This is a genomic window from Pseudomonas sp. FW305-7, assembly GCF_058786735.1.
In genome coordinates this window covers 63,929-76,419 of record NZ_JBYSZA010000004.1, presented here as the reverse complement: position 1 = coordinate 76,419, position 12,491 = coordinate 63,929, and the positions used below count along the sequence as shown (strand labels likewise).

The window sequence follows — 12,491 nt, the reverse complement described above, 5'->3', positions numbered from 1 at the left end:
GCCGGGGCCGATGCTTGAATACGGGCAAAATCTCATGAGAAGGATCTTATGCCGCCCATTTCTGCCTCTGCGGCGGACACCTCGTCCGTTGCGCCCGCGACCTTTCCCCTGACCGCCGCACAGCTGGACATCTGGCTTGATCAATTGAGCCGGGGTGACTCGCCGCTGTACAACATCGGTGGCTACATGGAGTTGACCGGCCCGCTGGATCCTGCGCGGATGCAGGCGGCGCTCAGCCATCTGGTGAGCCTGCACGACGCGATGCGAATCGAGTTGTTGCCGGGTGCCGGCGCGGACGGACTGCCACGGCAACGTTTTGCGCCATCGATGCCGGGGCCGCTGATGACGTGGGATGTCTCTGGCCAGTCAGATCCAAAAGCGGCGGCGCGAGCGCTGATTCAGGAACGGATCGACCAGACGTTCTCGCTGGACGGCGGGCCGTTGTACCGTTTTTTGCTGATCCGGCTCGATGACGATCTGCACTGGTTCTCCATTCTGGCTCACCACCTGATCGTCGACGGCTGGGGCTTCGCCGAGATGATCAAATCGTTGGCCGCCATCTATAACGCACTGGCCGCCGATCAGAAGGTACCTGACACCGCGCTGTCCTACGTCGATTTCATCGAGGACGATGCGCGTTATTACCAGTCACCCCGATACGCGCAGGATCGCGCGTACTGGCTGGACAAATACCGCCTCCTGCCCGAACCCCTGCTGGTGCCGCGTTATCAGGAGCGCTTTGTCGGGCATGCGCCGTCCAGTCAGGTCGTGGCGCGGACGTTCCCCGCCGTGCTGCATGAGCGCATGAAACAGCTCGGTCAGGGACTTGGCGCTTCGGCGTTTCACGTGCTGCTGGCGGCGCTTCATGTGTATTTCAGCCGTACCGCACAGCGTGACGAATGGGTGTTGGGGATGCCGATTCTCAACCGGTCCGGCGCTCGATTCAAATCGACCGTCGGCTTGTTCACCCAGGTCAGTGCGGTGCGCATGGGGTTTGGTCGCGACCTCACATTCGCCGACTTGATCAGGGCGATTCGCGATGAGCTGAAAGAAAACTTTCGTCATCAGCGGTTTCCCCTGAGCGAGATGAACCGCGCCTTGGGCTTGCTGCGCGAGGATCGCGCGCAACTGTTTGAGCTGACGGTTTCTTACGAACTGGATGATCAAGAACATATTTACGGCCAGGCACGGGGTCACGTGGTCAAGGTTTCCAATCATCAGGAGGCTGCGCCGCTGGCTATTTATTTGCGCAGTAACCGCTTCGACGAACAGGCCTGGTTGCACATTGCCTACTCCCCGATGTATTTCGAGGAAGGTGAAGTCGAAGCGTTTGCCGAGCGGCTGTTGTCGGTACTGGAGCAAGGGCTGGAAAACCCGCAACTGCCCGTGACCGAATTCGGCCTGCTCTCGCCGACGGAAACCGCGCTGCTGCAGCAATGGAACGACACTCGCGTGGTTTATCCGCAAGGATTGACCATCGTCCAGCGTTTCGAGGCCCGAGCGGCGCAACAGCCTGAGGCAGTGGCGGCGGTTGGAGAAGGACAACCACTGACGTATGCCGAGTTGAATCGTCAGGCCAATGCATTGGCACATCGCCTGCTCGGGCTCGGCGTGCAGCCGGATGACCGCGTGGCGCTGGTGGCCCGCCGTGGACTCGACAGCCTGGTCGGATTGCTGGCGACTCTCAAGGCTGGAGCCGGTTATGTGCCGATCGATCCGGCGCACCCCGCCGAGCGTTTGAACTATCTGCTCAATGACAGCGCACCGGTTGTCGTCCTGACGCAAAGCGCTTTGCGCGCATGCCTGCCGAAACTGGATGTGCCAGTGATCGATCTGAATCTGCGCAACTGGCCGGCCGACAACCTTGCCAACCCGCGAGTGCCCGGCCTGACCCCGGCGAACCTCGCCTACGTAATCTATACCTCCGGTTCTACCGGCCTGCCCAAAGGGGTGATGGTCGAGCACGGGACACTGGGCAATCTGGTCGACTGGCATTGTGACGCCTTCGGGCTGCGCGCCGGTCAGCACACCTCAAGCCTCGCCGGTTTCGGTTTCGATGCCATGGCGTGGGAGGTCTGGCCGGCGTTGTGCGTGGGCGCGACCCTGCATCTGGCGCCCGCCACTGGCAGCAACGAAGACATCGCCGCGCTGCTCGACTGGTGGCGCGCGCAGCCGCTGGACGTCAGTTTTTTACCAACGCCGATCGCCGAGTATGCCTTTGGCAAACAACTCGACCACCCGACCCTGCGTACGCTGCTGATTGGCGGTGATCGCTTGCGCCAGTTCAACCGACAGCAGTCCTTCGAAGTGATCAACAACTATGGGCCGACCGAAGCCACAGTGGTTGCGACCTCGGGGCGGATCGACGCCGGCCAGGCGCTGCACATTGGCAAGCCCGTGAGTAACAGCACGGTGTACTTGCTCGATGATCAACAACGGCCAGTGCCGATGGGGATTACCGGCGAGTTGTATGTCGGCGGCGCCGGTGTTGCCCGGGGCTACCTGAATCAACCGGAACTGACCGCCGAGCGCTTTCTGCGCGACCCGTTCAGCAGCGAACCGCAGGCGCGTATGTATCGCACCGGCGACCTCGCACGCTGGCGTGCCGACGGTAACCTCGACTACCTGGGACGCAATGACGATCAGGTGAAGATTCGCGGTGTGCGCATCGAACTCGGCGAGATCGAAACTGCGCTCGGCAGCCATGCCGCCGTGCAGGAAGCGGTGGTGCAGGTGCGCGACGGGCAACTGTTGGCGTGGTTCATCGAGCATGAGCCGCTCGACATCAACGCCTTGCACGCCCACCTGAAAACCCGTCTGACCAGCGCCATGCTGCCGAGCGCTTATGTGCGCCTGACGGCGTGGCCGATGACTGCCAACGGCAAGCTTGATCGCAAGGGATTACCGGCGCCGTGTCAGGACGACCTGATCAGACGCGAATATGAAGCACCGACAGGCGAAGTCGAAGTGTTGTTGGCGCAGTTATGGGCCGAGGTGTTGCAGGTTGAACGGGTAGGGCGCCACGACCATTTCTTCGAACTGGGCGGGCATTCGCTGCTGGCGGTGGGTATGGCCGAACGTATGCGCCAACACGGTTTGAGCGTCGATGTGCGGCAACTGTTCGCTCAGCCCACACTAGCGGCATTGGCTGCCGCCGCAGGACGCAGCCAGGAGAGCTACGTGCCGCCCAGCCGTATCGTTGCGGATTGCGAACTCATCACGCCGGACATGCTGAGCCTGGTGCAACTGGATCAAGCCAGTATCGATCAAGTCACCCTGACGGTTCCGGGCGGAGCGGCAAACGTGCAGGACATCTATCCGCTGGCGCCTTTGCAGCAAGGCCTGTTGTATCACCACATCACCGCTGAGGGCCGCGATCCGTATCAGCAGCACGCCGTGTTGTCCTTCGCCAGCCGCGCGCAACTGGAGGCATTTGCCAGCGCTCTGCAAAAGGTTATCGAACGTCACGATATCCTGCGCACCAGCCTGGTCTGGGAAGGCATCGAACCCGCGGTGCAGGTCGTCTGGCGTCAAGCGAAACTGGTTATCGAAACCGTCGTACTGGAGCCCTGCGCCGGTGATATCGCACAACAGTTGCGCGAAGCCTTCAGCCCGCTGCAACGGCCACTGAATATCCGCCAGGCACCGATGCTGGCGCTGGCAGCAGCCGAAGACAAACCTGACCGGCGCTGGCTCGGCCTGCTGCGCTTTCATCATCTGATCAACGATGCCACTTCGACCGCAGTATTGATGCACGAAATCCAGATGCATCTGCTCGGGCGCGAACATGAATTGCCGCTGTCGGTCCCGTATCGCAACTACGTCGCACAGGTTGGTTTGAAGGATCGGCAAGCGGAGCATGAGAGGTTTTTCCGCGAGCAACTGAGCGATGTCGATGAACCTACGCTGGCTTTTGCCCTGAGCGACCGTCAAGTCGACTCCAGTGGACACGACGATGCCAGGCAACCCCTCGCTGCCAGCCTCGCGCAGCGCCTGCGCGATCAGGCGCGCCAATCGGGCGTCAGTCCGGCGAGCCTGTTCCATCTGGCCTGGGCCCAGGTGGTCGGGGCGTGTGCCGGGCGTGAGGACGTGGTATTCGGCACGGTGTTGTTGGGACGACTGCAGGCCGGTAACGGTGCCGACCGTGCGCTGGGCATGTTCATCAATACCTTGCCATTGCGCCTGAGGTTGGCAGGAGCCAGCGTCAGCAGGGCATTGGCCCAGACTCACGAACGCCTTGCCGCGTTGCTGGCCCACGAACAGGCACCGCTTGCACTGGCGCAGCGTTGCAGTGCGATAGCGTCCGGTACGCCGCTGTTCAACAGTCTGCTCAACTATCGACATACCGACGCGGCTCCATTGCTGAGCGCTGTGCCGGGAATCGAGTTGTTGAGCAGCGTCGAAATCGTCAGCTATCCATTGATGCTGTCTGTAGATGACGACGCCACGGGTTTTCATCTTGCCGCCAAAGCGCCGCGCCTGATCGGCGCGCAACGTGTATTGGATTATCTGCTCACAGCGCTCGAAGCGCTGATCAATGCGTTGGAACACACGCCGCAATTGTTGCTGAGCAACGTATCGGTTCTGCCACCAGCCGAGCGCGAGAAATTGTTGGTCGAGTTCAACGCCACCGAGGTCGCTTGCCCGCTGGAGCAGCCGCTTCAGACGTTGTTTGAACAACAGGTTCGCCGCAAACCGGATGCCATCGCGCTGCAATCCGAGCAAGGAGATCTGACTTACGCCGAGCTCAATGCACGCGCCAACCGACTGGCGCATCATCTGCGCGAACGAGGCGTGCAGCCGGATACGCGCGTGGCGATCTGTGTCGAGCGCGGACTAGATCTGGTGGTCGGTCTGCTCGCCATTCTCAAGGCTGGCGGGGCGTATGTGCCGCTTGACCCGGACTATCCGCTGGAACGCCTGCGCTACATGTTGCAGGACAGCGCGCCGGTCGCCGTGCTGGTGCATGCCACTACCCGTGAGCTGCTCGGTGAGCACGATGTGCCGCTGATTGATCTCGAACGTGGCAGTTGGCAGTACAACCCCGAGAATAACGTGCAGGTACCGGGCCTGAGTGCCTCAAATCTTGCTTACATGATCTACACCTCCGGCTCCACCGGCCTGCCCAAAGGTGTGATGATCGAGCACCGCAGCGCCTGCAACATGGTGCACTGGGGCTCGCAGATCAGTCTGCCTACCGAGCACGGTGCGCTGCTGCAAAAAGCGCCGTTCAGCTTCGACAGCTCGGTGTGGGAGATCTTCTGGCCACTGTGTTCCGGCCTGCGTCTGGTGCTGGCACGACCTGACGGCAACCGCGATTCGGCGTATGTGGTGCAGACCATTCGCGAGCATCAGGTCAGCGTGGTCAAGTTCGTTCCGGCGTTGCTCCAGCAGTTCATCGAGCAGGACGATGTTGACCAGTGCACCAGCCTCACCGATGTGCTCAATGGTGGCGGCGAACTCAGCGCGGCGCTGGTTCGCCAAGTGCGTCAGCGCCTGCCGTGGGTGCGTTTGCACAACGTCTACGGCCCAACCGAAACCACAGTCGACAGCACCGGCTGGACGCTTGAACCGCAAATGTCGGTGCCGGACCACGTCGTGCCGATCGGCAAGGCACTGAGCAACACTCGCCTGTACGTCCTCGATGCCCACGATCAGCCAGTGCCGCAGGGCGTCGCCGGTCAGTTGCACATCGGTGGCGTGGGCGTGGCGCGCGGGTATCACGGACTGCCCGAGATGCAGGCCGAGCGCTTCATCGACAGCCCGTTTGTGCCGGGTGATCGGCTGTACTGCACCGGCGATCTGGTGCGCTACAACAACGACGGCGACCTGGAATTCCTCGGCCGCAACGATTTCCAGGTCAAGTTGCGTGGCTTGCGTCTGGAACCGGGTGAAATCGAAGCTCGGTTGATCGAGCATCCGGCCGTACGCGAAGCGGTGGTGATGGTGCGCGACGAGCGCCTGGTCGCCTGGTACACCGTGCGTGCCGGCGTTGCTGCGCCAGGTCTGGAGGCGCTGCGCGCCCATGTGCTGGAGCGCTTGCCGGAGTACATGGTGCCGGGGGCTTTTGTGTTGCTTGACGCTCTGCCGCTGACGCCCAACGACAAGATCGACCGCAAGGCCTTGCCTGAACCGGGAGCAGAGGCGGTGTTCAATCGCCCGTATCAGCCACCCGAAGGTGAAGTCGAAGCGGCGTTGGCGCAGATCTGGGCCGAGGTGCTCAACGTCCATCAGGTCGGGCGTCACGACAACTTCTTCGAGTTGGGCGGGCATTCGTTGCTGGCGGTCAGCCTGGTTGCGCGCATGCGCCAGACCGGGTTGCACACCGACGCGCGAGCGCTGTTCAGTCAGCCGACGCTGGCGGCACTGGCGGCCAACACCCGCAGCCAGGCACAGCACCTGGAAATCCCGCAGACCACCATCCCGAGCCTCAACCGCAAACGCCGGCTCTGACAATCCAGCCTATCAGCGCTGCCGCAGCCTGCGGCAGCGCCTGCCGGGGGATGCAAAGAATCGCGGCTCATGGGGAGGTGGATTGTCCCTGCTTCCCATGTCAGCTCGCCAAGCCTTGATGTTTTAGTTTTTCCAGGCTGCGCGCAACTCGCACGGACTCGCGGCTGCGCGCTCCTTTTTCTCGTATTTACAGCAGGTTATCCCATGCATTTCAGCGAACTGATGGCTGTTATTTCGACCCATGCGATCCGCCTTCAACAGGAAGATGAAGACCTGGTCATTCTGGGCAGCGACGACGCGTTGGACGACGCGTTGTGGGACAGCCTCGCCGAACACAAGTCGCAGTTGCTGGAGCTGGTCGCCAGCCATGGCGGCGACTGGTTGAGCCCGGCCTTTCGCATCACCCCGGACATGTTGCCGCTGGTGCAGCTGAATCAACCGACCATCGACCGCATCGTTGGCGATGTGCCGGGTGGCGCCGCCAATCTGCAAGATATCTACCCGCTGGCGCCGTTGCAGGCGGGCATGCTTTACCTGCATTTGTCCGCTGCGGCAGGTGACCCTTATGTCTCGCAGGCGCGGTTCGCCTTTGACAACCGCGAACGTCTGGATGCCTTCGCGCAAGCGCTGCAATGGATGGTCGAGCGCCACGACATTTTGCGTACCTCGTTCATCTGGGAGCGGCTCGACGAACCCTTGCAAGTGGTGCAACGCCATGCGCCGCTGTTCTGCGAGGAAATCGAACTCAACGCCGACGGTGACGTACTGACGCAGTTGCTGGAACGCCATGATCCACGGTTTTTCCGTCTCGATGTGCAGCAGGCACCGTTGCTGCGTCTGGTGTATGCCGCCGATCCGGACAATGATCGTGTGGTTGCGTTGTTGCTGTTTCACCACTTGATCATGGATCACGTTGCCCTCGACGTGGTGCGCCGCGAAACCCGGGCATTCCTCCTCGAACACGCGGAGCAGGTCGGCCCGGCCGTGCCGTATCGCGATCACCTGGCCAAGGCACTTCTGGGCCTGAACGAGCAGGCGCAGACCGCGTTCTTCCGCGAGATGCTCGCCGACATCGATGCGCCGACGTTGCCCTGCGGTTTGCAGGACGTGCAGGGCGACGGCCAGGCTATCGAAGAGTCTTCGCTGCTGCTCGACAGTTCATTGAGCCGGCAACTGCGCACCCAGGCCAGGCAACTCGGCGTCAGCGTCGCGAGCCTGTTGCATCTGGCGATGGCGCGGGTGCTCGGTCAGCTGTCCGGACGTACGGCTGTGGTGTTTGGTACGGTGCTGCTGGGACGCATGGAGGTGGGCGAGGGTGGCGAACAGGCGTTGGGGATGTTCATCAACACCTTGCCGCTGCGGGTGGATGTCGGTCAGGAAGGTGCGCGCGCCGCCGTGTTGGCGACGCATCGACGCCTGACCGCGCTGCTCGCGCACGAGCAGGCCTCGCTGGCGCTGGCTCAGCGTTGCAGCGCTGTCGCGGTGCCGACGCCGCTGTTCAGTGCGATCCTCAACTACCGCCACAGCAGCGCCGAAGAAGTCGTCGAGGTCAACGAACTGGCGCCCGGCGTGCAGATTTTGGGCGCCCGAGAGCGCACCAACTATCCGTTGACCGTCAACATCGATGACCTCGGCGAAGACCTGCGTATAACCGCGCTCGCCGATGTCGCTCTCGGTGCAGAACGCATCGCCCGCTACCTGAACACCGCGCTGCACAGTTTGATCCAGGCCCTGCAAGCGACGCCGAATGCGCCGGTGCACGGCCTCGACATCCTGCCGGCCGACGAACGCGAGTACCTCCTGCACGGTGTCAATTCGCCGTTGCCACGCTTCCCCGACACGCCGCTGATTCACCAGCAGTTCGAAGCCCATGCGCAGGCGCGGCCCGACGCTGCGGCACTGCTTTTTGAGGGCCGCACCGTCAGCTATGGCGAGCTCAATCGCCGCGCCAATCAGGTCGCGCATCAGCTGTTGGCGCGCGGCATTCGCCCCGATGACCGGGTGGCAATCTGCGTCGAACGCGGGCCACAGATGATCATCGGCCTGCTCGGCGTGCTCAAGGCTGGCGCCGGTTATGTGCCGATCGATCCGGCGTATCCGCTGGAGCGCATCGCTTACACCCTCGAAGACAGTGCCCCGGTGGCGCTGCTGATACAGGCGCAAACCGTTGATCGAGTCGGCGCACCTGACATGCCGATCATCGACCTCGACGGCGAGCAGCTGCAGGCTGAACTCACCAGTAATCCACAGATTGCCGAGCTGACCCCGAGCCATCTCGCCTATGTGATTTACACCTCCGGCTCCACCGGTCTGCCGAAAGGCGTGATGGTCGAGCATCGCAACGTGGTGCGGCTGTTCTCGGCGACCCATGACTGGTTCAACTTCAATCCGCAGGATGTCTGGGCATTGTTCCATTCCTTCGCGTTCGATTTCTCCGTGTGGGAAATCTGGGGCGCGTTGGCATTTGGCGGGCAATTGTTGTTGGTGCCGCAGGCAGTCAGTCGCTCGCCGGACGACTGCTACGCGTTGCTCTGCCGCAGCGGCGTGACCGTGCTCAACCAGACCCCGAGTGCATTCCGCCAGTTGATCGCCGCACAGGGCCGCAGCCCGTTGCAGCACTCGCTGCGCGAAGTGATTTTCGGCGGCGAAGCCCTGGAACCTGGCCTGCTCAAGCCGTGGTATGCGCGGGTCGGCAATGCCGGCACGCGCCTGGTGAACATGTATGGCATCACCGAAACCACGGTGCACGTAACCTATCGCCCACTGGCGGCAGCGGATGCGCAACTGGTCGGCCGCAGCCCGATTGGCGTCGGCATTCCCGACTTGCAGCTGTACGTGCTGGACACGCAGCGCGAGCCGGTGCCGGCGGGCGTTGTCGGTGAGTTGTACGTGGGCGGTGCCGGGGTGGCCCGGGGTTACCTCAATCGCGAGGCACTGACCGCCGAACGCTTTATCGCCGACCCGTTCAGTGGCCGTGCCGAAGCGCGTCTGTACAAGACTGGCGACCTCGCCCGGTGGACGGCCGACGGCAACCTCGAATACCTCGGGCGCAATGACGATCAAGTGAAGATTCGTGGTTTCCGGATCGAACTCGGCGAAATCGAAGCACGCCTGGCCGCGTGCGACGGTGTGCGCGAAGCCGTGGTCATCGCTCGTGAAGACAGCCCCGGCGACCAGCGTCTGGTGGCGTACTGGCTGGCAGCCGAAGGTGCTGAACCGAGTGCCGCGCAACTGCGTGAACAGCTGCTGGTCTCGCTGGCCGAGTACATGGTGCCGAGCGCTTTCGTGCGCCTCGATGCCTATCCGTTGACCACCAATGGCAAGCTCGACCGCAAGGCGCTGCCGCAGCCCGACAGCGACGCATTTGCCCGCCGCGGTTTTGAAGCGCCGGTGGGTGCCGTGGAAACGCTTATTGCCGATATCTGGCAGACCTTGCTCGGAGTCGAGCAGGTCGGCCGCCATGACAACTTCTTCGAACTGGGCGGCCATTCACTGCTGGCGGTGAAACTGATCGAGCGCATGCGCCAACACGAATTGCATTGCGACGTGCGCGTGCTGTTCGGCCAGCCAAGTGTGGCAGCACTGGCGGCAACGTTGGGCGCAGCGCAAGCCATCGTGGTGCCGGACAATCTGATCGAGCCCGGCTGCGCGCGCATCACTCCGGACATGCTGCCGCTGGCTGCGCTGGATCAGGCAGGCATCGATCGTGTCATCGCCACGGTGCCCGGTGGTATCGGCAACGTGCAGGATATTTATGGCCTGGCACCGTTGCAGGCGGGGATTCTTTATCACCATCTGGCCACCCATGCCGGTGACCCGTATGTGTTGCAGGCGCAATTTGCCTTCGACGGTTTGCCGCAGATCAAAGCCTTCGTCCGCGCTATGAACGCGGTGATCGCCCGTCACGACATCCTGCGCACCAGCGTAGTCTGGGAAGGTCTTGAAGAACCGGTGCAAGTGGTCTGGCGCCAGGCACCGCTGGCGCTGGAGCGAGTCGATGCCGATCTTCTGGAAGGCGATGTGCTGGAGCAGATGCAGGCACGGTTCGACCCGCGACACTATCGACTGGATCTCAATCGCGCTCCGCTGATGCGTTTCGCCTACACCGAAGATGTGGCGCACCAGCGCTGGGTTGCCATCCTGCTGTTTCATCACATCGTGCTGGACCACACCGCATTGGAAATGCTGGTGGCCGAAATGGATGAGGCCATGCGCGAGCAATCGAGCGATCTGCCAGCCCCGGTGCAATACCGCCACTACGTAGCGCAGGCGCGGCTTGGCACGGATGCCGAGGCTCACGAAGCATTCTTCCGCGACATGCTCGGTGACATCGACGAACCGACCGTGGCCTTCGGCTTGCAGGACGTGCACGGCGATGGCAGCACGATTGTCGACACAGAGCTGGTGCTCGATGCCGGCGTTGCCCAGCGTCTGCGGGAACAGGCGCGCCAGCTCGGCATCAGTGTGGCGAGTCTGGTGCATCAGGCGTGGGGCCAGGTTCTGGCGCAAATGTCGGGCCGTGATGATGTGGTGTTCGGCACGGTGCTGCTGGGGCGGATGCAGGGCGGCGCGGGTGCTGACCGTGCGCTGGGCATGTTCATCAACACCTTGCCGGTGCGCGTCAGCGTGGGGGCGACCACGGTGCAAGAGGGCGTGCGTGCCACGCACGAACGTCTGGCGCAACTGCTCGGACATGAGCAGGCCTCCCTGGCACAGGCCCAACGTTGCAGCGGCGTGCCCGGGTCGCTGCCGCTGTTCAGCACGCTGCTGAATTTCCGACACAGTGCGCCGCAAACCGCCGCAGTGGCGTGGGACGGTATTCAGATTCTCAGTTCCCGTGAGCGCAGCAACTACCCGTTGGTGATCAACGTCGATGACCTTGGCGAAGGTTTTCGTCTGGGTGTGCAGGCGTTGCCACAAGTGGATGGCGTGCGGGTCTGCGATTACCTGCAAACCGCGTTGCACAATCTGGTCACGGCGCTGGAGTTGCACCCGACCACGCCGTTACAGCAGGTGTCGATCCTGTCGCCGAGTGAGCGCCAACGGGTGCTGGTCGGCTTCAATATCACCGGCCGTGACTATCCGCGTGAGCACACCGTGCAACGCTTGTTCGAAGCACAAGCGGCGCTGCGTCCGCAGGCACTGGCGGCGGTGCAAGGCCGGCAGCAGTTGAGTTATGAAGAGCTGAATCGGCGCGCCAATCGTCTGGCCCACCACCTGATCGGCTTCGGCGTGCAACCGGGGCACAGTGTGGCGACGTTGCTTGAGCGCTCGCTGGATCTGCTGGTGTGCATCCTCGCGATCAACAAGTGCGCCGCGGTGTACGTGCCGCTGGACATCAACGCCCCGGCCGAGCGTCAGAGCTTCATGGTCCAGGACAGCCGTGCGGTGCTGTTGCTGACCCAGAGCGATGCATCAGTCGAGTACTCGGTGCGACGTCTGGATCTCGACACGCTGATGCTGGAGGAATATCCCGCGCATAATCCGAATCTGCCGCAGTCGGCAGAATCGCTGGCCTACATCATGTACACCTCAGGTTCGACCGGCGCGCCGAAAGGCGTACTGGTGCCGCATCGGGCCGTCACGCGGCTGGTGATCAACAATGGCTACGCCGATTTCAATGGCGGCGACCGCGTAGCGTTCGCTTCGAACCCGGCATTCGACGCCAGTACGCTGGAAGTCTGGGCGCCGCTGCTTAACGGCGGCGCGGTCGTGGTGATCGGGCAGGACGATGTGCTGTCTCGCGAGAGCTTCCTCAACGTGCTGCTGACGCAGGCCGTCAACGTGCTGTGGTTGACTGCCGGCCTGTTCCATCAATACGCCGATGACTTGATGCCGGTGTTCCGCCGCTTGCGCTACCTGCTGGTGGGTGGCGATGTGCTGGATCCTGCGGTGATCGCCCGCGTGCTGCGTGATGGCGCACCGCAGCATTTGCTCAACGGTTATGGCCCGACCGAAGCCACGACATTCACCACCACCCATGAAATCCGCGCTGTCGAAACCGGCAGCATTGCCATCGGCCGGCCGATCGGCAACGC

General features: G+C 62.7%; 2 protein-coding genes (1 of these 2 cut by a window edge). Both read left to right on the top strand.

Annotated features, from left to right (window positions below; genetic code table 11):
* Nucleotides 1–48: 48 nt before the first annotated feature.
* The gene (locus AC3WMT_RS07225; protein ID WP_103303534.1) at nucleotides 49–6,453 is read left to right on the top strand and encodes a non-ribosomal peptide synthetase; all 6,405 of its coding nucleotides are present in this window, start codon (nucleotides 49–51) and stop codon (nucleotides 6,451–6,453) included.
* Between the two features lie 204 nt (nucleotides 6,454–6,657).
* Nucleotides 6,658–12,491, top strand: partial view of a non-ribosomal peptide synthetase gene (locus tag AC3WMT_RS07220; RefSeq protein ID WP_103303535.1) — the start only. The gene runs 7,222 nt beyond the window's last position; 5,834 of the gene's 13,056 nt are visible here — the first part of the coding sequence; its start codon is at nucleotides 6,658–6,660; the stop codon falls past the right edge of the window.

Coding starts and splice junctions, on each gene's coding strand:
- AC3WMT_RS07225 (WP_103303534.1), top strand. CDS start 49: ATGCCGCCCATTTCTGCCTCTGCGGCGGACACCTCGTCCGTTGCGCCC.